Below are 25,143 nucleotides of genomic sequence, written 5' to 3'. Positions count from 1 at the left end.
GGACTAGCCGTATCTCCCAAAACCGGGGTACCGGCGCAACTATTCCCGGCGGTCCGCGGCGGCCCCGCCGTTACTTGACGTAGTTGTCGGTGCCGCCCTTGTCGCCGGCCGAGCCCTTGATCGCCGCCTTGGGGATGTCCTGGTCCTTCTGCAGCGCGTCCCAGACCTGCTTGCTCTGCCGGGTCAGCGGCACCACGCGGTCGGGGTTGGCGGTGTCGTAGGTGACCGGCAGCGTCACCATGTTGATGTTCTCCGACCCGATGGAGCCCAGGCTCTTGGCCAGTCCGGTGAGCTCGCTGACCGAGTTGAGGTCGGTGTCGGTGGTGATGGCCTTGGTGGCCGTGTCGGCGATGTCGTAGAGCTTGGCGGGGTTGGTGAGCACCCCGACGTTCTTGACCTGGTTCATCAGGGCCTTGAGGAACGTCTGCTGGAGCTGGATGCGGCCGAGGTCGCTGCCGTCGCCGCCGGGGACTCCGTGCCGGGTCCGCACCAGGCCGAGCGACTGCTCGCCGTTGAGGATGTGCTTGCCGGGCTGGAGGTGCAGATGGCTGCTGTTGTCGTCGATCGCCTTGCTGGTGGTGATGCTCACCCCGCCCAGCGCGTCGATGAGCTTCTTGAAGCCGGTGAAGTCGACCTCGATGAAGTGGTCCATCCGGATCCCGCTGATCGACTCGACGGTCTTGACCGCACAGGCCGGTCCGCCGACCTCGAACGCGGTGTTGAACATCGCCCGCCGGTCACCGGGGACGTTCTTGCCGTTGTTGGTGCAGTCGGGCCGGGTGACCAGGGTGTCGCGCGGAATGCTGACGACGCTGGCCTTCTTGTGGCCCTTGTAGACGTGCACCATCATCGCGGTGTCGGAGCGCGCCCCGCCCTCGTCCCTGCCGTACTCGCCGTTCTTGCCGGCGCGGGAGTCGGACCCCATGACGAGGATGTCCATCGAGCCGTTGTCGACGTTGGTGGGCCGGTCGTGGCCGAGGGCGGCGTTGATGTCGACGCCCTTCAGGTTGCCGTTGAGCTTGAAGTAGACGTATCCGAGTCCCGCACCACCGAGCAGTACGGCGCTGGTCAGCGCGCACACGGTGATGGTCACGGCCCTGCGGCGCCGGCTGGGTGCCTTGCGCCGGCGGCCCGTGGCACGTATGCCGCGAGCGCGGCTTTCGGCCGTCGCGGTCCCGTTGCTGTCCGCCATCTGCTCCTCAGTCCTTGTTCGCTCGGCTGCCCCTCGCCGCCACCGTGCTGCGTGCCGTCACGGCTCGTTGCTCCTTGTCAGACGGGAGGCTGACGGGAAGGGTTGCACAGCGAGTGATGAGCAACTTCTTAGAAATCAGCGGCGGCGGCCGACGGCGGCGCGGGACCTACGCCCCTCTCACCAGGACGTTCGTCCTGTTTTCGGCCATGGCCGAAACGTTGCGTCCGTTACGGATCTGTGCGGAAGGTCTCAAACAGGGCAGCGGTACCGCCTGGCACCGGGCGGCGCAGCTCACAGATCACCCGGCCGCGGCACACCGCCGTACGGGGCACCCAGCGCAAAGCCCCCCTCACCCGTAAGGGCGAGGGGGGCTTCCTGAACGGTGCCAGGACGCGGGCTGCGGGCGTCAGTCGTTGCCGTTGCCCGCGGTCGGCGTCGTCTTCTGGATCTGGAGCAGGAACTCCGCGTTGGACTTGGTCTGCTTCATCTTGTCCAGCAGCAGCTCGATGGCCTGCTGCTGGTCCAGGGCGTGCAGCACCCGGCGCAGCTTCCAGACGATGGCCAGCTCGTCGCTGCCCATCAGGATCTCTTCCTTACGGGTACCGGACGCGTCCACGTCCACCGCCGGGAAGATGCGCTTGTCGGCGAGCTTCCGGTCGAGCTTGAGCTCCATGTTGCCGGTGCCCTTGAACTCCTCGAAGATCACCTCGTCCATCCGCGAGCCGGTCTCGACCAGCGCGGTGGCCAGGATGGTCAGCGAACCGCCGTCCTCGATGTTGCGCGCCGCACCGAAGAACTTCTTCGGCGGGTAGAGCGCCGTGGAGTCGACACCACCGGACAGGATGCGGCCCGACGCCGGGGCGGCGAGGTTGTACGCACGGCCCAGTCGGGTGATCGAGTCCAGCAGGACGACCACGTCGTGGCCCAGTTCCACCAGGCGCTTGGCGCGCTCGATGGCGAGCTCGGCGACGGTGGTGTGGTCCTCGGCCGGGCGGTCGAAGGTCGAGGAGATGACCTCGCCCTTGACCGACCGCTGCATGTCGGTGACCTCTTCAGGACGCTCGTCCACGAGGACGACCATCAGGTGGCACTCGGGGTTGTTGCGGGTGATCGCGTTGGCGATCGACTGCATGATCATGGTCTTGCCGGCCTTCGGCGGCGAGACGATCAGACCACGCTGGCCCTTGCCGATCGGCGCGACGAGGTCGATGATCCGCGGCGTCAGCGCGCCCGGCTCGCTCTCCAGCCGCAGTCGCTCCTGCGGGTAGAGCGGCGTCAGCTTGCCGAACTCCGGCCGCCCGCGGCCCTGTTCGGGCGCCACGCTGTTGACCGTGTCGAGGCGCACCAGCGCGTTGAACTTCTCGCGCCGCTCGCCGTCCTTGGGCTGGCGGACCGCACCGGTGACGTGGTCACCCTTGCGCAGGCCGTTCTTGCGGACCTGGGCGAGCGAGACGTACACGTCGTTCGGACCGGGCAGGTAGCCGGAGGTCCGGATGAACGCGTAGTTGTCGAGGATGTCGAGGATGCCCGCGACCGGGATCAGCACATCGTCCTCGGACACCTGCGGCTCGTTGCCGAAGTCCTCGCGGCCCCCGCGACGGCCCCGGCGGTCGCGGTAGCGGCCGCGACGGCCGCGACGGCCGCCCTCGAAGTCGTCGTCGTCATCCCGGCGGTCGCGCTGGCGCTGTCCGCCCTGGCCGCCCTGACCGCCGTCGCCCGCGTCGCCCTTACGGCCGCCGCGGTCGCCGCGGTCACGCTGACGCCGCTCACCGCGGTCGCCCTTCTGCCCGCGGTCCTGGCGGTCGCCGCGGTCCTGGCGCTCGCCCTTGCCGGGCCGGCCCTCGCCGGTCTCCTGCGGGGAGACCGCGGTGTCGGTCTTGGCGTCGGCCTTGACCTCGGTCTTCGCCTCGACCCTGGTGTCGGTCTTGAGGTCGCCCGCGGCCTCGGGGGCACCCGCGGCGGCGGTGGCGCGGCGGCGGCGACGCTCACCGGCCGGCTGCTCGTCGCTGACCGGCTGACCGGGGATGTCGATCTGCTGCTGGGCGCCGGCCTTGTCCGCGGCCTTGTCGGCCTTGGCGCCGCGCTCGGCCTTGTCGGCCTTGGCGGCCGGCTCCGCGCCCTCGTCGCCGGTGCGGGCCTTGGAGGTCGTACGGCGCTTGGGCTTGGTCTCGGTGTCGGCGGGCGCGTCGGCCTTGGCTGCGGTGCCCGAGCCTCCGGCCTGGCGCTCCTTGATGACCTCGATCAGCTGGCTCTTGCGCATCCGCGCGGTGCCCTTGATACCGAGGCCGGAGGCGACCTGCTGGAGCTCTGCCAGGACCATGCCGTCAAGGCCGGTGCCGGAACGGCGGCGCCGCGTGGTTGCGGGCGCGGCGGGAGCGTCCGTGGCGGGCGTGGTGGCACTGCCATCGGTGCGCGCGCCCATCAGATCGGTGGTGTCGCTCACGAAGGGTCCTTCCCTGGAGCGGGCGTCGGCCTGTCTGGCTCGGCGACCGGTTGTGCTGTCCGGCTGGGTCCTTAGGTCTTGCGGACCGGGGCCGGGGCGGTGGTCCCGCCGGAAGTGGCGGAGAGATCAGTTCATGATTCCGGCGCGAAGAGATGCAAGGTGACCCATGTCGTCACGCCGATTCCGGAGCATGCTCGCCTCTGCTCAGGCAACTGCTCCAAGCAGTCTGGGAGGCTCCCGGAAGAAAGGTGGTCCCGAATGGGGACACGAAGCACAGCGCCACTGCGGCGTCTCGTACTCACTTGAGGTTAACACTACCGGATCCAACAAACATTCCCCCTCTCCAAGACCGGCAATCGTCGATCACCCGGCGAGCGGCAGTACACAGGCCCCCGCGGCATCGAGGGTCAGCCGGTTGGCGGCCCACCCCTCTCCCGCCAGTGCCGCGACCTTCTCGGCCGCCGCGTCCTCGACCAGTGCGAGCACCGTGGGGCCCGCACCGGATACGACCGCGGGGACGCCGTCCGCGCGCAGTCGGTTCACCAGGGCCACACTCTCCGGCATCGCGGGGGCGCGGTATTCCTGGTGAAGTCGGTCCTCGGTCGCGGCCAGCAGCAGCTCGGGGCGCCTGGTCAGGGCCTCGACGAGCAGTGCGGCGCGGCCGGCGTTGGCCGCGGCGTCCACATGCGGGACGGTGCGCGGCAGCAGTCCGCGGGCGGTCTCGGTGAGCACCGGCTTTCCGGGCACGAAGACCACCGGAACGATGGAATCGGCGGGATCCATCCGGATCGCCCGCGCGGTTCCGGTGTCCATCCAGGCGAGCGTGAAGCCGCCCAGCAGACAGGCGGCGACATTGTCGGGGTGGCCCTCGATCTCGGTGGCCAGCTCCAGCAGTGCGGTGTCGTCGAGCTTCTGCTCGCCGCCTATGGTCACGGCGCGGGCGGCGACGATGCCCGCGCAGATGGCGGCCGACGAGGAGCCCAGGCCGCGGCCGTGCGGGATGCGGTTGGCGCAGACGATTTCCAGGCCGCGCGGCTGGCCGCCGAGCAGGTCGAAGGCGGCGCGCATCGACCGTACGAGCAGGTGGCTCTCGTCGCGCGGCAGGGTCTCGGCGCCCTCACCTGCGATGTCGATGTGCAGCCCGGAGTCGGCGACGCGCACCACGACATCGTCGTACAGGCCCAGGGAAAGACCCAGGGCATCGAAGCCGGGACCGAGATTGGCGCTGGTAGCGGGGGTGCGCACCCGGACGGCGGCGGCGCGGAACGCGGGACCGGCCATCGCTCGATGACTCTCCTTGATTGATGCTGCGGTACTGCCCCAGGGCGCCGCGGCACCGAGGTGCCCGGCCGGCTCGTGGGGTCTGTTCTGACCTGCCCTGAACACCACTGCGTTATGCCGTGGGGAGGGGAGTTGGCTGCCAGCCTATCGAAGGAAGGTTCTGTCGCGACATAGGGCGCACAGGAGGCGCACGATGCGTGTCGCGCGCCTTACCGTGCCCCGATGCTGCCTTCTTCGGGCTTTGCAGGCCTTTGCACAGTTTGCTGTGCGGACGGTGACGGGACGCCGGACGCCCCGTCACCGTATGCCGTAAGCGCAGGTCAGCGCCTACGGCGGGGCTTGCCTAGGCGAGGCCGAGGCGCTCGGCGGCGGCGTCCGCGTCGATCGGGACCGTCACCGGCTGCGGCGCACCGGCCACCGCCCAGTCCGGGTCCTTGAGGCCGTTGCCGGTGACCGTGCAGACGATGCGCTGGCCGGGGTCGACCTTGCCCTCCTCGGCGGCCTTGAGCAGACCGGCCACCGAAGCGGCCGAGGCGGGCTCCACGAAGACGCCCTCCTGCGCGGCCAACAGCCGGTACGCGGCCAGGATTTGACGGTCGGTCACGTCATCGATGAAGCCGCCGGACTCGTCCCGTGCCCGCTCGGCGTTGGCCCACGAGGCGGGGTTGCCGATCCGGATCGCGGTGGCGATGGTCGTCGGGTCCTTGACCACCTCACCGCGCACGAGCGGCGCGCTGCCGGAGGCCTGGAAGCCCCACATGCGCGGCGTGTGGGTGGCGATACCGTCGGCCGCGTACTCCCCGTAGCCCTTCCAGTACGCGGTGATGTTGCCGGCGTTGCCGACCGGCAGCACATGGATGTCGGGCGCGTCGCCGAGCATGTCGACGATTTCGAAGGCCGCGGTCTTCTGGCCCTCGATGCGCACCGGGTTGACGGAGTTCACAAGTGCGACGGGGTAGTTGTCGGACAGGCCACGGGCCAGCGTCAGACAGTCGTCGAAATTTCCGTCGATCTGGAGAATCTTCGCGCCATGCACCAGCGCCTGGCCCATCTTGCCGAGCGCGATCTTGCCCTGCGGGACGAGCACGGCGCAGACCATCCCGGCCCGGACCGCGTAGGCGGCGGCCGAGGCGGAGGTGTTGCCGGTGGAGGCGCAGATGACGGCCTTGGCGCCCTCCTCCTTGGCGCGCGTGATGGCCATCGTCATGCCCCGGTCCTTGAAGGAGCCGGTGGGGTTGGCACCCTCGACCTTGAGATGCACCTCACAGCCGGTGCGCTCGGACAGCACCTGGGCCGGTACGAGGGGAGTGCCGCCCTCCCGGAGGGTGACGACCTCGGTCGTGTCGCTGACCGGAAGCCGGTCACGGTATTCCTCGATGATTCCGCGCCACTGACTGCTTGTCTTGGTCACGGTGGAATTGGCAGACATGGGTTCCTTTACTCCCCTTCGACCCGCATGATGCTGGCGACACCGCGGACGGTGTCCAGCTCGCGCAGTGCCCCGACGGTCGACGACAGCGCCGCGTCGGCCGCCCGGTGGGTGACGACGACGAGGGAGGCCTCGCCGTCCTTGCCCTGCTGACGGACCGTATCGATCGATACGCCGTGTTCGGCGAAGACCGTCGCGACCTGCGCAAGAACGCCGGGCTTGTCGGCCACGTCGAGACTGATGTGGTACCGCGTGACGACCTCGCCCATGGGGCTGACGGGCAGGGCGGTGTACGCGGATTCTCCCGGTCCGGTGGCCCCGGCGAGCTTGTTGCGGCAGACCGCGACGAGGTCGCCGAGGACCGCGGAGGCGGTGGGCGCGCCGCCGGCACCCGGTCCGTAGAACATCAGCTGACCGGCCGCGTCGGCCTCGATGAAGACCGCGTTGTACGCCTCGCGGACGGAGGCCAGCGGATGCGTCAGCGGAATCATGGCGGGGTGCACCCGCGCGGTGACCGAGGCGCCGTCCGCGGCCCGCTCGCAGATGGCCAGCAGCTTGACGGTGCAGCCCATCCGCTTGGCCGAGGCGATATCGGCCGCGGTGACCTCGGTCAGCCCCTCGCGGTGCACATCGTCGATGGTCACCCGGGTGTGGAAGGCGATACCGGCCAGGATCGCGGCCTTGGCGGCGGCGTCGAACCCCTCGACATCGGCGGTCGGGTCGGCCTCGGCGTAGCCCAGCGCGGTCGCCTCGTCCAGCGCCTCGCTGTAGCCGGCGCCGGTCGAATCCATCTTGTCGAGGATGAAGTTGGTGGTCCCGTTGACGATGCCGAGGACCCGGTTGACCTTGTCACCGGCCAGCGACTCGCGCAGCGGCCGCACCAGCGGGATCGCCCCCGCGACGGCCGCCTCGTAGTACAGGTCGGCGTCGTTGGCCTCGGCCGCCGCGTGCAGCGCCGCGCCATCGGCCGCCACCAGCGCCTTGTTGGCCGAAACCACGCTCGCGCCGTGCTCGAAAGCGGTGGTGATGAGCGTACGGGCCGGCTCGATACCGCCGATGACCTCGATCACCACATCGATGTCACCGCGTTTGACGAGCGCGGTCGCATCGGTGGTGACCAGCTCGGCCGGGACGCCGTCGCGCACCTTGTCGGGGCGGCGTACCGCGATCCCGGCGAGCTCCACCGGCGCGCCGATACGGGCCGTGAGGTCGTCCGCGTGCGTCGTCATGATGCGTGCCACCTCTGAGCCGACCACACCACAGCCCAGGAGCGCCACCTTCAGCGGACGCGTACGCATCATTCGACCTCTGCTTCTCATCGATCAGCGATTTCAGCTTGCTCTTGCACCAGTCTCACGCACCGGACGGCAGTTTCCGTCCGTCGTCCGGATACCGAGACATTTATTTCATCCGGGGCCGGGCCCCGGCGATCCGGTCCTACCCGACATCCAGCCGCAGGAGATCTTCCTCCGTCTCACGCCGGACGATCACCCTGGCCTCGCCGTCCTTGACCGCTACGACCGGGGGCCGCAGCGCATGGTTGTAGTTGCTCGCCATGGAACGGCAGTACGCACCGGTGGCCGGTACCGCGAGCAGATCCCCCGGCGCCACATCGGCCGGCAGGAAGGCGTCGCGGACGACGATGTCACCGCTCTCACAGTGCTTGCCGACCACCCGCGAGAGCATCGGCTCGGCGTCGGACGTCCGCGAGACCAGTGCCACGCTGTACTCCGCGTCGTACAGGGCGGTACGGATGTTGTCCGACATCCCCCCGTCCACGGACACATAGGTCCGCAGCCCCTCCAGCTCCTTGACCGTGCCGACCTCGTAGAGCGTGAAGGCCGTCGGCCCCACGATCGCCCGGCCCGGCTCGACCGACAGCCGCGGCATGCGCAGCCCGGCCGCCGCGCACTCCTTGCTCACGATCTCGCTCAGCGCCTTGGCGATCTCGTGCGGCTCGCGCGGATCGTCCTCCGAGGTGTACGCGATGCCGAGCCCGCCACCGAGGTCGATCTCCGGCAGCTCGATGCCGTGCTCGTCGCGCACCTCGGTCAGCAGCTGCACCACGCGGCGGGCGGAGACCTCGAAGCCCGCCATGTCGAAGATCTGCGACCCGATATGGCTGTGAATACCGATGAGTTCCAGCCCGTCCAGCTTCAGGGCGCGGCGTACCGCCTCGGCCGCCTGCCCGTCCGCCAGCGCGATGCCGAACTTCTGGTCCTCGTGGGCGGTCGCGATGAATTCATGGGTATGCGCCTCGACACCGACCGTCACCCGGATCTGCACGCGCTGCCGCTTACCGAGCTTCGCCGCGATATGCGCGACCCGGACGATCTCCTGGAACGAATCGAGCACGATCCGCCCCACCCCGGCCTCCACGGCCCGGGTGATCTCCTCGGTGCTCTTGTTGTTGCCGTGCAGGGCGATCCGTTCGGCGGGCATCCCCGCCCCCAGCGCGGTCGCCAGCTCGCCGCCGGAGCAGACGTCGAGATTCAGCCCTTCCTCGTGCAGCCACCGCACGATGGCCCGGGACAGGAAGGCCTTCCCGGCGTAGAAGACATCGGCGCCCGGCCCGAAGGCGTCCTTCCAGGCCCGGCAGCGCGCCCGGAAGTCCTCCTCGTCCAGGAAGTACGCCGGGGTGCCGAACTCCTCGGCCAGCGAGGCGACGTCGAGCCCGCCGACGGTGACCACACCGTCGGCATTGCGCCGGACCGTACGGGACCAGACGCGCGGGTCAAGGGTGTTGAGGTCGGCGGGCGGCCCGGCGTAATGCCCCTCGGGCAGCACATCGGCGTGCCGGGGCCCTGCGGGATGCGCGGAACGACTCATGACAGTGGGGTCCCCTCAAGGTCTTTCAGAGGTGTTCGGGAGCGGAGATGCCGAGCAGACGCAGGCCGTTGGCGAGCACCGTTCCGGCGGCCTCGGCAAGGGCCAGCCGGGCGCGGTGCACGGCCAAGGGTTTCTGCTCCCCGACGGGCAACGGCGGAAAGAGGTCGTGCCACCGGAAGAACGCGTCCGCCGTGGCCTCCAGATGCCGCACCACCCGGTCCGGTGCCCGTAGCCGCGCGGCGCTTTCGATTGCGGAGGGGTAGCCGGCGAGGAGGATGCGCAGTTCCTGGAGCACATGCTCGCCCACGTCCCGGTGGGCCGTCGGGCCCCCCAGCCCTCCCAGCTCCCCCATCTCCCCCACCGCACTCACAAACCCCAGGTCCCGCGCATTGCGCACCAGCGCCCGGCTCCGGGCGTACGCGTACTGCACCCGGAACCGCGGGTTGCTCTCCCGCTGCACGGGGCGCTCGGGCACCCGTACCGGGTCATGGGCGGCGGGCCGCAGCAGAACCCAGCGGGCCTCGTCGCGGCCCAGACGGGCGGTGAGGGTGGCGAGATCGTGGGGCGCGGGGGCGAGGACGGGGTGGCCGTCGGACCGTCCGCCGACGCCTCCGGCCGCCTGGTCGATCCGTGCCAGCGCCTCGGCGACGACCACTTCCCTGGCCCCCGGACCGGCCGGGGAACCCACGGCGGCCGGGCCGTCCGCCGCCGCACTGCGGTCCCCGTACGCCGCGCCCTGCGCCAGTACCTCCCGTACGAGCGCCACCAGCGCCCCGTCCCCCAGCGTGAAGTTCAGAAAGCCGGGCCCGGCGATCTCCACGCGGGAGATCCCGGGACTGCCGGCCAGCCGCTTGCGCAGAATCTCGGCGACCTCACGGGCCGGCCGGCCCGCCGGCTTGGCGAGTTGCAGCGCCACATTGGAGGCGTAGTCCCCGCACCCGGGCCGCGGCGGAGGCTGCACCACGATCCGCGCCGGCACGGGCACGGAGAGCTCCTGCTCCTCAACGGCACCACGCACGGAGCGCAGAACGGTGCGGGAGAGCTCGGCGGGGGTCACGGGACAAGCGTATGGGAGACCAGGGGCAGCCATGCGACCCGGTTTCGCCCTGTGGACACTTCCCCGCCCCTGCCGGCCCCGGCCCGGCCGCTCCGGCCTCCGGCGCACGAGCGGAACAACCGCTCACCGGAGCAGAAACCCCAGCTCATCTCCGGTCGGCCCCGGGCCGGGCCACCGGGCCCGCCTCCCCGCCCGCGTCCACCATCCCCGTCGCGCCCCGGTCGCTCTCCCCGTCCTCGCCCCCGGCGCCTTCGTCCTTCCCGACTTCCTTCCCGACTTCGCTCCTGGCCCCGCCCTCGGACCCGCGCCCCCGCTGCCGGCCCTCGCGCACCAGCTTCCCCACCGTCCGCACCAGCTCGGCAGGCTCGAAGGGCTTCGCGAGGAACGCGTCCACCCCCACCGATTCGCCGTTGTCGACCTCGCCCTGGGTGCACGCGCTGACGATGGCGATCGGGATGTCCCACGTCCGGGGATCGGAGCGCAGCCGCGCCGCGGTGTGCAGTCCGCTGAGCCGCGGCATCACCACATCAAGGGTCACGACATCGGGTCTTACGTGGTGCACGACGTCCAGACACTCGGCACCATCAGCCGCGGTCACGACCTCGAAGCCCTCCAGCTCGAGATTGACCCTGATCAACTGCCGGATCACCTTGTTGTCATCGACAACAAGGATCCGACCGGACAAGCCAGGCACACCATGAGACTAGGGGCCTACCTGCGGTGCCGTCCCGGTTTTACCCACTTCCGCCCCCATGCGGGGGACCTTTCCCCGACCCCCGCCGACCGCGACGCCCCATGCGGTAGGGCCGCCCCGGCACCTCCCGTCCGGCCCGCCCCGGCCACCCCCTTCCGCCCCTCCCCCACCTCCCGCGAAACCTGTTCATGAACACCCCATCAGAGCTGGTAGGGTTCTACCCGTCGCCGCAACGAACAGCGGCAACGCCCCCGTAGCTCAGGGGATAGAGCAACGGCCTCCGGAGCCGTGTGCGCAGGTTCGAATCCTGCCGGGGGCACAGAAAGCCGGATCAGCGTGATCAAGCCGCTGTCCCGCTGAAGTGCCAGACTTCAAGAGCCGGATCCAGTCCCACTGGATCCGGCTCTTTTGTCGCTCTCAGCACTGAGCCAATTTGGGGGGCGCGTGACGACACCGTCAACTGCACTGTCAGTTGATCAGCGCATTATTGAGTACGAAGCCAAAATTACGGAGCACCAGTTCATCAAGAGATTCACTCTCTTGTGGATGCTGCTGGGAAATCCACTGATCGCCGGCGGTGTGATCACGTGGAACATTCTTGGAGACTGGTCCCCCGCCGGCGGAGGGCGGGGATTGCTCATTTTCTTCGGAGGGGCTGCCTTCCTGGCATCCACCCTGGGTTCCATTTACTGGTGGAACTGGCACAGGACGCAGATACGCACCACCGAAGTGCAGCTCCGTAAACTGGAAGCGGAGAGGATCGCCCTCCAGGCCAGGGAAGCGGGGGCGCGCAAGCTTCCGAATGCCTTCCACGCCTACTACGAGTCGGTCCCGCGCTTCCGGGACGAGTACCGGCGCAGCGCAGAGAAGTATCGAGGCCGGCACAATATCTTCCAGCTCACGGTCATCGTTGGGTCCATCCTCACCTCGGTCAGCACTACCGCGTCAGCCGAGCAAGGCGTGTGGAGCTGGATCGCCGTGGGCATCAGTGCGCTCGTCAGCATTTCGGCCGGAATCATCGCTTACTTCAAATTCCGCGAACGCAGCCTCAACCTGCAACAAACCGCCGACTCCATGGACCTGGAAGTCCAGGCCTATACCTTGCGGATCAGGCGCTACAAAAATCTCTCTCCCGAGGAGGCCTCAGCGCAGTTCGCAGAGGAAATTGAGAGGATCCGGGAAGAGCAGCGGAAGAAGGAACTCCAGCTGGAACAGCCTCCCGAGGCCACGCCCCAGCAGCGCACCCAGCCTGCTGTCTGAGAGCCGTCCGCTTTCTTGCAGATACGGCTGAGCGGGCCGTGCCACGCGGCCCGCTCAGCTCCTCTGATACGGCTGATGATCCAGCCCGCGTCAGGCGTCCCGCCTCGCTACGAACCCGACGAACTCGGTCCAGGCGGTGGAGCTGACGGCCAGCGCGGGCCGCGTTATGTCCTTCGAGTCACGGACATGGACGGAGCTGGCACCAGCCGCGACCTCGATGCATTCGCCGCCCGAGCCAGTGCTGTAACTGCTCTTGTGCCAGGCCGGCTCGCGTACGGCCCACTCATCAACGTTCATGCTTCTCCCAGCAACTTCTCAACGAAAGCCAGTGATTCGCGCGGAGTGAGCGACTGGGCCCTGAGAATGCCGTACTGCTCTTCCATTTCCCGGACCGACTGCCGCTCTGTGTGCAGACGACTGTCCTTGTACGCCTCCACGTAGGCGATCCTCCGCCCCTCCCGTGTTTCGATCAAGGTGAAGGGTCCTTCCAGACCGGCGTGTTCCTCGCGCTCGGTTGGCATCACCTGAATCTCGACGTTGCGACGCTGGCCGTGCAGCAGGATCTGCTCCAGCTGGCCTCGCATGACCGTCCGTCCCCCCAGAGGGCGCCGCAGGACCGGCTCCTCGATGACGAAGCTGATGGTAGGCAGCGGTGTCCGAGTGAAGATCGCCTGTCGGGCCAGGCGCGCTGCGACCCGCTGCTCGATGGTGTCCTCGTCCAACAGGGGGCGCCACATCGCGAATACGGCCCTTGCGTACTCCTCGGTCTGCAAGAGCCCCGGCACGGCCTTCGTCGCGTACACATGCAGTTCGACGGCCGTCGTCTCCAGCCGCGCCGCATCGCGGAAGAACGCCGGGTACTGCGCCCGGGCCACCTCCTCCTTCATCTCGGACAGGACCCCGTGCGCGCCCAGTACCTCGTCGGCCTTGTCGATGAATTTCGGCGGTGGGATGCGCCTGCCCTGCTCGAACGAGGCGATGGTGGCCGGTGAGTAGCCCGTCCGCGAGCCGAACTCGGCCCGGTCCAGGCCCGCCCATTCCCGTAGCCGTTTCATCTGGCGGCCGAAGACGCACAGGATGCCCGTCCCGGCCTCGTGATCCGCCCGCTGAACCTCGTCGTCCATGACCCCGGCACCTCCCCGATCCTGGGTCAACGCATCGCCTTCCGCGCGGTCACGTCGCCCGCGACGTACAAGCGCCGCGCCGGCACGTACAACGCGCCGCAGTCAGCGCGTCACCGCTCGTCAACGGTATGTCCCGGCGGGAGCGTAGGGCCTATGAACAGCGCATCTTCCCGTTCCGAGGAAATGCCCCAACGGGCCGTCACTGCATACGAATTCACCATGCGGTTCACCTCCACCCCGCGTGGCGCCCGGCTCGCCCGGCGGCTCGTCTCGCACCGGCTCGATGAGTGGGGGTATCCGTACGCCTCGGCCGCCAACGAGGCGGTGACCCTGATCGCCGCCGAACTCACCTCGAATGCCGTCCGGCACGGCCATGTGCCCGGGCGGGACTTCCACCTTCGTCTGACTGCTGCCCCTGGTCCCGTCGCGGCTGCCATGCTCCGCATCGAGGTGTCGGATACCCGTGCCGAGCGGCGGCCCCTTCGCGCCGCCCCGTCCTACGGCGCCGAGTCCGGCCACGGGCTGGTCCTCGTCGCCGCGCTCGCCACTCGCTGGGCGGTCGCCCCGCGCCTCGGCGGTCCCGGCAAGACCGTGTGGGCCGAGATTGACCTCTGAGGGGAGCGGCGGCTGCTCCTGAAGCACGGGTGCCCGGGTGCCCGGTTACGCCCCCAGGCCCGTACCCGTCAGCATCGCCGCCCGTGCCCCCACCGCCGCCGAGAAGTGGTCGACGACCTGGTGGAGGGGGTCGGCGGCGGACGGGGGGAGGGTGAGGGTGCCGTCGTGGTGGAGGGTGATGTCCTTGTCCAGGGTGAACCAGCCCTGGACCACGTGGGTCGCGCCCATGGCGGTGAGGACGGGGCGCAGGGCGTAGTCGATGGCCAGGACGTGGGCGGTGCTGCCGCCGGTGGCCAGGGGGAGGACGGTCTTGTCCGCCAGGGCGTACTGGGGGAGCAGGTCCAGGAGGGCCTTGAGGAGGCCGGAGTAGGCGGCCTTGTAGACGGGGGTGCCGATGACCACGCCGTCCGCGCTTTTGAAGAGGGCCGCTGCTTCGGCTATCGCCGGGTGGTGGGGGTCGGCGCCGAGGAGGGCGTCGGCCGGGAGGGTGCGGACGTCCAGGGGGATGGTGTGGTGGCCGTGGGTGGTGAGACGGGCGTCCAGGTGGCGCAGCAGCCGGGCGGTGCGCGAGGTGGCGGAGGGGCTTCCGGAGACGGACAGGATGGTGGCCATTCGGGGACCTTCTGAGGTGGTTGATGTGTCGTGGGCGTTCCTGTGTCGTGGGGGAAGTCGGGGGCGGCTGCGGTCAGTTGGTGCGGAGGGGCGGGATCACCTCGCGGGCCACTCGTTCGAACTCCTCGGTGTGGGCGGCGCCCGGCCAGTCGAGGACGAAGTCCTGTACGCCGGCCTTGCCGAAGCGTTCGAAGATCTCCTCGTAGGTGTGGCGGGTGTGGCGGGGGTCCCAGGGGCCGAAGAGGGTGTACGAGCGGCGGATGTGGGAGGGGTCGCGGCCGGCGGCGAGGGCGTGGCGGTCGACCGTGAGGTTCTGTTCGGCGGTGATGTCCAGGACCTCCTGGGCCGTGGCGCCGGGCGGGCCGTGGGTGTTCCAGGTGTCGGCGCGTTCGGCCGCGGTCCGGAGCAGGGTGGGTGACTGGCCGCCGACGGTGAGCGGCAGGCGGGGGGACCGGAGTGAGGCGGGGAAGGTGGCGACGTCCTTCACCCAGAGACGGCGGCCGGTGTAGCTGAAGGTGCCGTCGCGTTCGCGCAGGATGCCGTCGACGATCGCCATGTAGTCGGCGAACCGTTCCGCGCGTTCCTTGGGCGACCAGGGCAGTTCGCCGACGCTGAGGTGGTCGAAGGGGAAGATGCCGGCGCCGATGCCCAGTTCGAAGCGGCCGCCGGAGAGGTGGTCGAGGGCGATCGCCTGCTTGGCCAGTTGGGCGGGCGGGCGGAGGATCTGGTTCGCCACGAGGGTGCCCAGGCCGATGTGCCGGGTGCCGAGGGCGGCCGCGGCGAGCACCGTCCAGCTGTCGAACCAGGTGTTGCCCCGGTTGCGGAGGTCCGCGCTGTGGTCGGGGAGGAAGACCTGGTCGAAGCCGAGGCTCTCCAGCCACCTGAGGCGTTCGACGAGGACCGGGATCGGCTGGTCGGGGTAGAGCATGACGCCGAACCTGCGGGTGGCAGCGGAGGGTGACACTGGGCGGAACTCCCTTGTCGGGCAGGCGAACGGGGTGGATGTCAGGTGAGGAAGTCGGGCAGCGGCCGGGGGTCGGGGACGGGCGTCCAGCCGTCCGCGGGCTGTCGGTAGGACCATCGTGGACCGTTGTGCACCAGATCATCCAGCGCCGTCAGCAGGCGGTCGATATGTCCGGCGGTGGTGCCGAGGCCGATGCTGGCCCGCAGGGCGCGGTCGGGATCGGGTCCTCCGGTGCCGCTCAGCAGGGCGTGCACGGCCTGATGTGCGCAGAAGGCCCCGTGCCGGATGCCGATGCCGTGCTCCGCGGCGAGTGCGGTGGCGACCAGTTGCTGGTCGGCGGGTTCACCCTGGAGGTGGGTGACGGTGAAGGAGATGACGCCTACCCGGGGGTGTTCCGCGTCCCAGAGGTTGAGTTGGCGTACGCCGGGGATGGCGGCCAGTCCGCCGCGCAGCCGGGCGGCCAGGGCCTGCTCGTGGGCGGTGATCGCGTCCCAGCCGGCGGTGGTGAGGGTGTCGCAGGCGACCGCCATGGCGTGGGCGCCGACCACGTTCGGGGAGCCGGCCTCGTGCCGCTGGGGCAGGCCCGCCCAGGTGATGTGCTCCTCCCCCGCCTCCTCGGCGACCCGCGCGGTCGCCCCGCCGCCGGCCAGGTAGGGCCCGGCGGTGGTCAGCCAGTCGCCGGTCCCCACCAGGGCGCCGGCGCCGAACGGGGCGTACATCTTGTGCCCGGACAGCGCCGCCCAGTTCACGCCCCAGCCGGCGAGGTCGAGCGGACGGTGGGCGGCGAACTGGGCGGCGTCGAGCACCGTACGGGCGCCGTGGGCGGCGGCCGTCGCGGCGAGTTCGGGCACCGGCCACAGCTCGCCGGTGACGTTGGAGGCCGCGGTGATCACCACCAGCCGGGGCCCTTTCGGGGCGTCGGCCAGGGCCTTGGTGAGCCGCCGGACCGCGTCCGCGGCGTCGGCCGGTATGCCGAGCCGGCACACCCGGGCGCCGCGCCAGGGCAGCAGGGCGGCGTGGTGCTCGGTGGAGAACCGGAAGACCGTGGTGTCCGGTGGCAGTGCCTGGCCGAGCAGGTTGAGCGCGTCGGTGGTGTTGCGGGTGAAGAGCACCGTGGCGTCCGGTGGTGCGCCGGTGAACCGCCGGACGGCCGTCCTGGCCCGCTCGTAGGCGAGCGTGGACATCTGGGAGGTGAAGCCGGCGCCGCGGTGCACGCTGCTGTACCAGGGCAGCAGCCGGTCCACCGCCTGCTGCACCGCGGCCAGGCACGGGGTGCTCGCCGCGTGGTCCAAGTTGGCGTAGGGCACCCGCTGTCCGGTCACCAGCGGCACCCGCAGACCGGCGCCGACCACCGCCGGGAGGCGGCCGGCTCCGGTGGCCGGGAGGGGTTCGGTCAGCACGCCGGTCTCCTTGGTCTCCGGGGTCTCCTCGTCATGGCCGCTGCGGCTCGGCGCGTACGGCCCTGGGTGCCCGCGTCACTGCGCGGTCCATCCGCCGTCCATGACCAGGACGGAGCCGGTGAAGAAGCCCGCCTCGTCACCGGCGAGGTAGGCCACGGCCGACGCGGCCTCCTCGGCGCTGGCGATCCGGCCGAGCGGGTGCAGCCCGACGAAGTGTGCGGTCGCCTCCTCGCTCGCGCCCACGGAGGAGCGGTACATGGGGGTGTCCACGGAGGCCAGGGCGAGGGCGTTGATCCGGATGTTCTGGGGGGCGTATTCGAGGGCGGCGGCCTTGGTCAGGCCGATCACGCCGTGCTTGCCGGCCACGTAGGCGCTGATGCCGCCGCCGAAACCCACCACGCCCAGTTGGGAGGCGTTGTTGACGATCACCCCGCCGCCGCGGCGCTCCATGGCGGCGAGCTCATGCCTCATGGAGAGGAACACGCTGGTCAGGACGGTGTTCAGGTCCGCGGTCCAGGCCTCGGGCTTCTGCTCGGCGACCCGGCCCATGGATCCGAGGGCGCCGGCGTTGTTGAAGGCGATGTCGAGTCCGCCGAAGTGGTCCTCGGCGGTGCGCACCGCGTTGCGGAGGTCGTCGTCCACCGTCACATCGGTGCGTACGGTGAGCGCGGCGCCGCCGGCAGCGTTGATCTCGCCGGCGACCCGGTCGAGTTCGGCGGTCCGCCGGGCCGCCAGGACGACGCTCGCGCCCTGTAAGGCCAGTGCCTTGGCGGCGGCTTCACCGATGCCGGAGCTGGCGCCGGTCACCAGGGCGACCTTGCCGTGCAGGCGACGCGGGTTTGCGGTGCGGTCTGCGGTGCGGTCGGCGGACGATGCCTGAGTGCTGTTGCTCATGGGGGTGATCGGGTGCGCCCTCGGGGGGCGGACCCCGCTCCTTTCGGGAAGAGGTGACGGGTGGTTGCTGCGCGGGTTGCCGGGTGGGTCAGGCGGTGCTGCCGCGTTCGACCGGTACGCCGATCAAGGACCCGTATTCGGCCCAGGATCCGTCGTAGTTCTTGACGTCCGGACGGCCCAGCAGCTCGCGCAGCACGAACCAGGTGTGTGCCGACCGGGCGCCGACCCAGCAGTACGTGACGGTGCCGGCGCCGGGGTCCAGTGCGGTGTAGAGCTCGGTGAGCTCCGCGTCGGACTTGAAGGTGTCGTCCGCGTTGACGACCGCCTCCCAGGGGAGGTTGACCGCACCGGGGATGTGGCCGGACCGCTGGGCGACCTCATGGGGGTTGTTTCCGGGGGCGAATGCCTCACCGGCGAAACCGGGCGCGAAGATCTGTCCGGAGAATTCCTCGGGGGTGCGGACGTCGACGATGTTCTGGTTGCCGAGGGCGGCGAGGACATCGTCGCGCAGGGCCCGGACCGAGGCGTCCGGTTCCTTGGCCCGGTAATCCGTTGCCGGGCGGTGCGGTGTCTGCGAATCCATTGGGCGGGCGTCGAGCTCCCATTTCCGGCGGCCGCCGTCCAGCAGTTTCACCGAGCGGTGGCCGTAGAGCGTGAAGTACCAGTAGACGAGTGCGGCGAGGAGGTTGGAGTTTGCCGAGTAGATGACGACGGTGTCGTCGGCGGCGATGCCCTTGGTGCGCAGCAGACGTGCGAACCTCGCCCGGCCGATGACGCCCAGTTCGACCTCGTCCTGGAAGGCACTCCAGCCGATCCAGACCGCGCCGGGGACATGGCCCTTGCGGTAGTCGGCGTCCTCGTTGCCGGTTTCGACGAACACCACATGCTCCGTGGCGAGGTGGCTCTCGGCCCACTCCCCCGTGACCAGTGCGGATTCCCGACCCATGGTTCCCCCTGAGTTCCCCGATGATTTCTGGTGCGCCGGCCGGGCCCGCCCCGGTATGCGGGAGAAGGGCGGGCCCGGCCGGCCGGATGTGTCAGGCCGGGGAGGCCTCCGCCTCCTCCACCTTGGCCACCGTGCGGTCCCGGTACCACGCGTAGCAGCTGACGAGAATGCCGACGACGGTGACGACCGCCGCGGCGAGATAGACCGAGCGCAGACCGAATCCACTGTCGATGACCCGGCCGCCGAGCCATCCGGCGAATGCCGCCGCGAGCTGATATGCGGAGGCGTTGACCGCAATGGCCAGGGTCGGCGCCTCACTTGCGGTGGTCAGGACCCGGGTCTGCATTCCGGGAATGACCGAGAAGCCCATCGCGCCGATCAGGAACACCATGATGACGGTGGCCACGGTGTTGGTGCTGACCGCCCACATAAAGGCCAATCCAGCGGTGAGGACGGCGAGCAGCCCGACCTGGGAGGGCATCAGCGCACGGTCGGAGAGCCAGCCGCCGACGAAATTGCCGGCCGCGGCGCCGACTCCGTACACCAGCAACAGGACGGCGACGGTGCCGCCGGCGATTTTGGTGATGTCGGTGAGCAGCGGCGCGAAGTAGGTGAAGAACATGAGCAGGCCCGCATTGCCGATGGCGGTGACGAGAATGGCGAGCTGCACATTGCGGTTGCGGAACACCCGGAGTTCGGCGACGGCGGAGGTACCCGGTGTGGCGCCTTCGACGCTCGGCACGAGCTTCAGGGAGAGCAGCAGGCCGAGGAGGCAGACTCCGGCGATGACCAGGAAGGTGGCCCGCCAGCCGTAGTTGTTGCCGACGAAGGTGCCGAGCGGGGCACCGAGCATCATGGACAGGTTCATTCCGAAGACGAGCTTGGAAACCGTGGAGGCCTGTTTTCCGGGCGGCGCGGTCGAGGCCGCGATGACGATCGCGTTGGCGAAGAATGTGGAGGTCGCCAGCGAGGTGATGATCCGGGCCCCGAACAGCGCTCCGTAGAACGGGGCGAATGCCGAGGCGAGGTTACCGACGATCACGATCGCGAGCAGCACCATGATGAGCGGCTTACGCGGATAACGCGCGGTCAGTGCGGTCATCACCGGGCCACCGATGATCATTCCGATGGCGTATGCGGTGACCAGCAGGCCGGCGGCCGAGATCGACACATCGAGATCGCCCGCGATGTCCGGCAGGATGCCCGCGATGACGAACTCGCCTGTCGTGATGCCGAAAACACACAGCATCAGGGAAACGAGACTTAACCTCATGGTGCCTCTTCTGTCCGGTGTTGTAGTTCTGTCGATCCGCCGCCGGCCCACTACGGGGTGGGAGCCGGTCCGGCGTAGCCGTACGCGTACTTGGTACCAAGCGCGATGATGTGATCGAGGTCCACCGCGGCTTCCTCGGCGGCCTCTTCCGTCGGAAGGGTGAGCGCCTTGGCGCGCGGTATCTCGGAATCCAGGAAAAGGTCGAATTGCGGGGTGCGGTCCGGCTGCGGCGTCGAATGGATGGTGAGGAAGCGGGCGTTGTCGGACGTCGCGACGAAACCGTGCGGGACGGTCCTGGGCACGATCATCGTGGAGCCGGCCTCGGCGATCTGTTCCTTTCCGTCGCAGATCATGCGCAGGGTGCCGTCCAGGACGATGAAGACCTCGTCCTCGTAGTCGTGGATGTGCAGCGGGGTGGTGTAGCCGCGCTTTCCGGTGTGCTGGACGACGGTGAAGGAGTTCCGGGTCGCCGCTCCGGGAACCCTGACCTGCGCCAGGCCGCCGAGCAGCCATACCGCGGTCTGGTCGGACTCCGGGATGAACAGCCCCTTCTCCCGGCCCTGCGCGTCACGTTCGATTTCCAGGTGGGTCATCGTGCTCCTTTCCAGGAATTACGGCTTGTCGGATGCGGCCGCGGGCCGGTGTTCGGGGGCGGACTTCACGGGCGACGGGCCCTGGCGCCGAGCGCCGGCGAGGAACGCGGCCACGCCTTCTTCGCTGGAGAGGGTCTGCCACATCGATACGGGGTCGTTGAAGTTGCTGACGAAGGCATCGGCGATCCGTTTGTCCTCCGCGGCCCGCGCGAAAAGGCCCTGGACATGCGGCGGGAGCTCGCCGAGGAAGGCGTTGCTCCACTCGACTACATGGCGCGCGTGCTCCCAGAGCTGCGCGGAAGCGGAACGGCAGAATGCCGCGTCGAACGGGCCCACCTGCGTCGTAATGAGATCGGCCAGCGCGAATGCCGTGTGCGAGCCGAGATTGGCGCCCTGTGCGGTCAGCGGGTCATTGGTGATCCAGGCGTCACCGATGGCCAGCGCGCAGGTGCCGTTCTCCAGTCGTGTCCATCCCTGGCGGACCACCGGTGTAATGCCGCCCTGTGCCAGTTCACCGGGCCCGATCAGGGTGAACTTCTCGGTGGTGATGCGCTCGCGCAGTTCCGGGGCGTAGGTGGCGACCAGTTCCAGCACCTGGTGGTGGAAGGCCTCCGGATCGGCGTCCGCGTCGAGGCGGGCGGGCGCCTCCAGCGGGCTGCCCGGTACCGCCTCGAAGGCGAGGACATCGGCCCGCCCGGCGGGGGAATAGAACGGAAGCCGCAGAATCTCGCCGAGGCCGGGCAGGAAGTGGATATCGAGCGAATGCGGTACGTCCTCGTCGATTCCGAAGTAGAGCCCGCTGCACAGAATGCGCTGCGGTGTGGCGTGCGGTGAACGCAGCGGGTCCACCGGGAAGAGGTGCCGCATCGAGCGGTCCCCGTTGGCGACCACGATCAGATCGTGGTGCGGGGCGATCTCCTCGACCGGGCGGGTACCGGTCACCACGTCCCCGCCGCGGTTGACGAACTCGTTGAACAGATGCGGCAGATAGATACGGAAGTCCACCACGCTGGACGGCGGGGTGAGCGCGGCCAGGAACTCCAGGGCGGGCCCGCCGGTCCGGACGGTGACCGCCCAGTGCTGCACCTGTGCGTCGGCCAGGTGCCAGTCGAAGACACCGAGCTGCTTCTCCCGCTGCTGGGTGCGGGCGAACCTGGCCGGGAAGTTCCGCGGCCGCCCGGACCTGAGCCCCTCGGCGTCCTGCGTCGAGTAGAGAGTCACCGGAACGGCCAACTGCTGGAGCCTCAGGGCCAGTTGGAGGCCCGAGATGCCGGAGCCGATGATGCCGATGCTCGTCATGGCGTCACACTTCCAGCGGAGGGGGCCGTCCGCAGCTCGGTTCCCAGCCACACCACGGTCTCCACCGTGAAGGCGGCCGCCGCGGGTGAGGCCAGTGCCGAGACCGGTATCAGCATGGGGTGTTCGAGGCCGGCGTCGATCAGCTCACCGATCCGCTTCAGCACGGTCTGCCGGCTCCCCACGAGGGCCTGCTCGGCCACCAGCTCGTCGGGGACCGCCGCCATGGCGCGCCGGACCTCGTCGCGGGTCAGCAGATGGGGCAGCAGCTCCACCAGCCCCCGGTAGTCCTCCCCGAACGGGTGCGGGACCCCGTACTTGCGCCATTTGTCCGCGCCGGCGTGCAGGGCGAGGAAGCGGATCGCCGGGGCCTTGAGGAGTTCATGGGCCTCCGCATCGGTCTCGGCCACCACGATCGGTACCCCGCCCGCGGCGACGATGCCGTCCGGGTCGCGGCCCGCCGCGACGGCCGCCGAGCGCACCACGCCCAGCCGCCGGGCGTACTCGTCCGGGGTCATCAGCTCCGAGGGGAGCCATCCGTCGGCGTACCGGCCGGCCAGTGTGAGCATCCGGTTGCGGTTCGCCCCGAGCCAGATCCTGGGGGTCTTCCCCTCCGGGGGCCGCAGCCCCATCAGCGCCCGGTCCAGGGTGAAGAACGTCCCCTTGAAGTCGTGCGGGCCCTCGCCGGCGAAGAACATCCGCAGGATCTGCAGGGCCTCCTCGACCCGGCCGACCTGGTGGTCGTGCGGGACGCCGAACGGCTGGAGGTTCTCCAGCGCCCCCGCGCCGATGCCGAGAACCGGCGCCTGTTCGGTCAGCTGCGCCAGGGTCAGCGCGGTCTGGGCCAGCACGGCGGGGTGCCGGCGGTTGGGGTCGGTGACCCCGATCGCGAGCCGGACCGGTCCCGCCTGCGGGGCGAAGCTGCCGAGCACGGTGGCGAAGTCGAGACAGCGGTCGGGGGTCGGCAACTCCTCCGTCAGATGGGTGAAGTCCGCGTCCCAGGCCTGCCGGGGAAAGATGTTGATCAGGTGGTCGAAGACCAGGAACGTGTCCAGTCCGGCCGTACGGGCGAGACCGAGCAGGCCGCGTCCGGCCTCGATCTGCCCCACGGCGTCCCAGACCAGGCCAACCTTGACGCTCATACCGCGCTCCTCACTGACCGTGCCTGTGCAATGAATCGATCGGTGTTCTCCGGCCGGCAGAGGGCCTGCCACATGGCATCCGGGCGGTCGAGGTTGCGCACGAAGGCGTCCGCCACGCGCTGGTCGGCGGCCGCGGCCGCCAGCAGGGTGCCCATATGGGGCGGCGGGTCGCCGATGAACATGTTCGTCCAGTCGACGACCGGCCGGGCGGCCTGCCACAACCGCTCCGAGACCGTGCGGCAGAACTGCTCGTCGTAGGGCCCGGTGTGCTTGTGCAGCGCGTCGGCGAGCTGGAAGGCCTGGTACGAGCCGAGGTTGGCGCCCTGCGCGGTCAGCGGGTCGTTGGCGATCCAGGCGTCGCCGATGGCCAGCGCGAACCTGTCCGGTGCCGGCTGCGCCCAGCCGTGCCGCACCACCGGCACGACCGCGCCCTGGAGCAGGTCCACGGGACGGGCGAGGGCGAACTCCCGCTCGTCGATCCGCTCGCGCAGCGTGGGCGCGTACGTGGTGATCAGGTCCAGGGCGTCCTTCGCGAACTGGTCCGGTTCGTCCCGGTAGTTCCGGCCGGTCAGCGCGGTGAACGGGCCGCTGGGCAGCGCCTCCACCAGGACGACGGTGACCTGTCCGGTGAACGAGTGGTACGTGGGTGCGTGGATCTCACCCGCTCCCGGGACCATGTGCATGGTCATCCCGGCGGGCTCGGGCGGCCGGATGCCGTGGAACAGCCCTCCGGCGAGCTGCCGCGGCGCCGAGGTGTAGGGCGAGCGGGCCGGGTCACGCGGGAAGGTGTCGGTGAGCGCGCCCCGGCCCGCGGCGACGACCAGGAGGTCATGGTGTCCGGCCAGTTCGGCGAGCCGGTCCCGGTCGGCGATCGTGCGGTGTACGAGGTTTCCGTTACGCCGCTGGTACTCCTCCAGCAGCCCCGCGAGGTACATCCGGAAATCCACCGAGCTTGCCGGAGTCGGCAGTCTGCCGAGGAAGTTCAGCCCTTCCGGACCCTCGATGCGCATATGCATCCAAGGGTTGTCGTACGTGCTGGACGCCCATTCGGTGATACCGAGGGCCTTTTCCCTTTCCCTGGTGGAACCGAAACGAGTGACGAAGTTCAACGGCGGCCCACTGCGGATGTCGTCCGGCTCCTGGGCGGTGTACAACGTCGCGTCGACACCGAGCTGTTGCAGCCGGAGTGCAAGGTGCAGGCCGGATATCCCGGTGCCCACAATGCCAATACTCATGCTCTCGCTCCACCTGTGCTGGGAATGGTTCCCTCCTGGGCTTGACGGGGTGCGGCTCAGATGACCTCGACCCGCTGGAGATGGCGGGTGGTCGGGCCGGTGAAGGCGTTACGGCCGTGGATGAGCGCGAAGTTGTCGGCGATCACGAGGTCGCCGGCCTCCCAGGCATGGGCGTAGCAGTACTCGGGCCGGTGGACCAGCTCGGCCATCGTCGCCAGGAAGTCGTCGGCCTGCGACTCCTCGATCCCCTGGACCGTGGCGTACACCGGGTTCTTGTAGACCGCCGGGTCCAGGGGCTCGGCGAAACGGAGCACGGGGACGCCGGTGGCGGGGTGCTGGGAGACCAGTTTTTCGGTGACCTCTCCGCCGTAATGCGCCAGCTTGTCGGTCTTGTAGGTGAGGCTGATCTCCGCCCACTGCTCGCGGAGTTCGAAAGCGGCGTCCCGGTATACCGCGGTGGTGTCGCAGAAGACGGTCTCCCCGCCCGCGTCGGGGGCGGCGTCGAGGCACTGGAAGAAGAAGAACCGGGGGTCGGCCTCGACGAAGGCGCCGTCCCAGTGGAAGGGCACATCGCCGCTGGCGAACAGGTAATTCTTCGGGTTGTCCTCGACGATCAGGTCGATGACTTCACCGGCTTCCCATTTGAGCACCTCGCCCCAGCGCCGACAGTAGTCGGCGAACTCCTGCTTTCCCAGGCGCGAGAAACCGCGCAGCACCAGGACCCGGGATTCCTCGGTCCACCGCGCGAGCGTCTCGACGGGTATGTCACCGATGCCGGTACCGGCCGGGGCCTCGACGATGCGGCCGAACGGGCGCAGCGGGAGATGCTTCATCGTGCCGGGGGACGCAAAACCGTTCATGTCG

Annotated in this window: 23 protein-coding genes and 1 tRNA gene; 3 read left to right on the top strand and 21 right to left on the bottom strand. The window is 69.6% G+C overall.

The annotated features are described in order from the left end of the window. Positions 1–70 precede the first annotated feature (70 nt). The 8 genes from ACZ55A_RS19370 to ACZ55A_RS19335 all read right to left on the bottom strand — a co-directional run bounded on the left by ACZ55A_RS19370 (position 71) and on the right by ACZ55A_RS19335 (position 10,916). Positions 71–1,192 (bottom strand): LCP family protein, encoded by a 1,122-nt coding sequence (locus ACZ55A_RS19370; RefSeq protein ID WP_468841331.1) that lies wholly within the window; start codon positions 1,190–1,192, stop codon positions 71–73. Between the two features lie 406 nt (positions 1,193–1,598). Further along, the gene (gene rho / locus ACZ55A_RS19365; RefSeq protein WP_468841329.1) at positions 1,599–3,635 is read right to left on the bottom strand and encodes a transcription termination factor Rho; all 2,037 of its coding nucleotides are present in this window, start codon (positions 3,633–3,635) and stop codon (positions 1,599–1,601) included. 363 nt (positions 3,636–3,998) lie between these two features. Further along, a complete protein-coding gene (thrB, locus tag ACZ55A_RS19360; protein ID WP_468841327.1) occupies positions 3,999–4,916 on the bottom strand; it encodes a homoserine kinase in 918 nt (305 codons plus the stop codon). A gap of 343 nt (positions 4,917–5,259) precedes the next feature. Continuing rightward, on the bottom strand, positions 5,260–6,345 hold the full coding sequence (gene thrC, locus ACZ55A_RS19355) for a threonine synthase (RefSeq protein WP_468841325.1): 1,086 nt from the start codon (positions 6,343–6,345) through the stop codon (positions 5,260–5,262). A gap of 8 nt (positions 6,346–6,353) precedes the next feature. After that, complete coding sequence (locus ACZ55A_RS19350; RefSeq protein ID WP_468841323.1) at positions 6,354–7,646, bottom strand: homoserine dehydrogenase; 1,293 nt, start codon at positions 7,644–7,646, stop codon at positions 6,354–6,356. Between the two features lie 136 nt (positions 7,647–7,782). Continuing rightward, positions 7,783–9,174 carry a diaminopimelate decarboxylase gene (gene lysA, locus ACZ55A_RS19345; protein ID WP_468841321.1) on the bottom strand — a complete coding sequence of 464 codons (1,392 nt, stop codon included), beginning with the start codon at positions 9,172–9,174 and terminating at the stop codon, positions 7,783–7,785. A gap of 25 nt (positions 9,175–9,199) precedes the next feature. After that, positions 9,200–10,231 (bottom strand): ArgS-related anticodon-binding protein NrtL, encoded by a 1,032-nt coding sequence (gene nrtL / locus ACZ55A_RS19340; RefSeq protein ID WP_468841319.1) that lies wholly within the window; start codon positions 10,229–10,231, stop codon positions 9,200–9,202. Positions 10,232–10,376: 145 nt separating this feature from the next. Beyond that, a complete protein-coding gene (locus tag ACZ55A_RS19335) occupies positions 10,377–10,916 on the bottom strand; it encodes a response regulator (RefSeq protein ID WP_468841317.1) in 540 nt (179 codons plus the stop codon). Between the two features lie 256 nt (positions 10,917–11,172). On the opposite strand from ACZ55A_RS19335, the gene ACZ55A_RS19330 reads away from it, so the two are divergent. Further along, positions 11,173–11,244, top strand: a tRNA-Arg gene (locus ACZ55A_RS19330). A gap of 125 nt (positions 11,245–11,369) precedes the next feature. Beyond that, positions 11,370–12,185: a DUF4231 domain-containing protein gene (locus ACZ55A_RS19325; protein WP_468841315.1), complete on the top strand. Its 816-nt coding sequence runs from the start codon at positions 11,370–11,372 to the stop codon at positions 12,183–12,185. Between the two features lie 90 nt (positions 12,186–12,275). Here the strand turns inward: ACZ55A_RS19325 and ACZ55A_RS19320 are convergent, their stop codons facing one another. Further along, complete coding sequence (locus tag ACZ55A_RS19320; protein WP_468841313.1) at positions 12,276–12,482, bottom strand: DUF397 domain-containing protein; 207 nt, start codon at positions 12,480–12,482, stop codon at positions 12,276–12,278. Then, positions 12,479–13,309: a helix-turn-helix domain-containing protein gene (locus tag ACZ55A_RS19315; RefSeq protein WP_468841311.1), complete on the bottom strand. Its 831-nt coding sequence runs from the start codon at positions 13,307–13,309 to the stop codon at positions 12,479–12,481. Before ACZ55A_RS19315 ends, ACZ55A_RS19320 begins: the two co-directional genes overlap by 4 nt. Positions 13,310–13,528: 219 nt before the next feature. On the opposite strand from ACZ55A_RS19315, the gene ACZ55A_RS19310 reads away from it, so the two are divergent. Continuing rightward, complete coding sequence (locus ACZ55A_RS19310) at positions 13,529–13,924, top strand: ATP-binding protein (protein ID WP_468841309.1); 396 nt, start codon at positions 13,529–13,531, stop codon at positions 13,922–13,924. A gap of 45 nt (positions 13,925–13,969) precedes the next feature. Here the strand turns inward: ACZ55A_RS19310 and ssuE are convergent, their stop codons facing one another. The 11 genes from ssuE to ACZ55A_RS19255 all read right to left on the bottom strand — a co-directional run bounded on the left by ssuE (position 13,970) and on the right by ACZ55A_RS19255 (position 25,139). Next, positions 13,970–14,536 carry an NADPH-dependent FMN reductase gene (gene ssuE, locus ACZ55A_RS19305; protein ID WP_468841307.1) on the bottom strand — a complete coding sequence of 189 codons (567 nt, stop codon included), beginning with the start codon at positions 14,534–14,536 and terminating at the stop codon, positions 13,970–13,972. A 73-nt stretch (positions 14,537–14,609) separates the two neighbouring features. After that, a complete protein-coding gene (locus ACZ55A_RS19300) occupies positions 14,610–15,500 on the bottom strand; it encodes an LLM class flavin-dependent oxidoreductase (protein WP_468841305.1) in 891 nt (296 codons plus the stop codon). Positions 15,501–15,541: 41 nt separating this feature from the next. Further along, positions 15,542–16,900 (bottom strand): aminotransferase class V-fold PLP-dependent enzyme, encoded by a 1,359-nt coding sequence (locus ACZ55A_RS19295; RefSeq protein WP_468841303.1) that lies wholly within the window; start codon positions 16,898–16,900, stop codon positions 15,542–15,544. Between the two features lie 75 nt (positions 16,901–16,975). After that, positions 16,976–17,794 carry an SDR family NAD(P)-dependent oxidoreductase gene (locus ACZ55A_RS19290; protein WP_468841301.1) on the bottom strand — a complete coding sequence of 273 codons (819 nt, stop codon included), beginning with the start codon at positions 17,792–17,794 and terminating at the stop codon, positions 16,976–16,978. Between the two features lie 88 nt (positions 17,795–17,882). After that, positions 17,883–18,740, bottom strand: coding sequence for a sulfurtransferase (locus ACZ55A_RS19285; protein WP_468841299.1), 858 nt, complete (start codon positions 18,738–18,740; stop codon positions 17,883–17,885). Positions 18,741–18,831: 91 nt separating this feature from the next. After that, positions 18,832–20,013 (bottom strand): MFS transporter, encoded by a 1,182-nt coding sequence (locus ACZ55A_RS19280; protein WP_468841297.1) that lies wholly within the window; start codon positions 20,011–20,013, stop codon positions 18,832–18,834. 50 nt (positions 20,014–20,063) lie between these two features. Then, positions 20,064–20,606, bottom strand: a complete 543-nt coding sequence (locus ACZ55A_RS19275; RefSeq protein ID WP_468841295.1) for a cupin domain-containing protein — start codon at positions 20,604–20,606, stop codon at positions 20,064–20,066. Between the two features lie 18 nt (positions 20,607–20,624). Continuing rightward, positions 20,625–21,905, bottom strand: coding sequence for a styrene monooxygenase/indole monooxygenase family protein (locus ACZ55A_RS19270; protein ID WP_468841293.1), 1,281 nt, complete (start codon positions 21,903–21,905; stop codon positions 20,625–20,627). Beyond that, positions 21,902–23,044 (bottom strand): LLM class flavin-dependent oxidoreductase, encoded by a 1,143-nt coding sequence (locus ACZ55A_RS19265; RefSeq protein ID WP_468841291.1) that lies wholly within the window; start codon positions 23,042–23,044, stop codon positions 21,902–21,904. The genes ACZ55A_RS19270 and ACZ55A_RS19265 overlap by 4 nt, the downstream gene beginning before the upstream one ends. Further along, positions 23,041–24,279, bottom strand: a complete 1,239-nt coding sequence (locus tag ACZ55A_RS19260; protein WP_468841289.1) for a styrene monooxygenase/indole monooxygenase family protein — start codon at positions 24,277–24,279, stop codon at positions 23,041–23,043. Before ACZ55A_RS19260 ends, ACZ55A_RS19265 begins: the two co-directional genes overlap by 4 nt. 56 nt (positions 24,280–24,335) lie before the next feature. Further along, the gene (locus tag ACZ55A_RS19255) at positions 24,336–25,139 is read right to left on the bottom strand and encodes a TauD/TfdA dioxygenase family protein (protein WP_468841287.1); all 804 of its coding nucleotides are present in this window, start codon (positions 25,137–25,139) and stop codon (positions 24,336–24,338) included. Between the last annotated feature and the right edge of the window lie 4 nt (positions 25,140–25,143).

The organism is Streptomyces sp. NPDC034111 (genome assembly GCF_055575375.1).
This window is presented reverse-complemented; position numbering and strand designations above follow the sequence as displayed.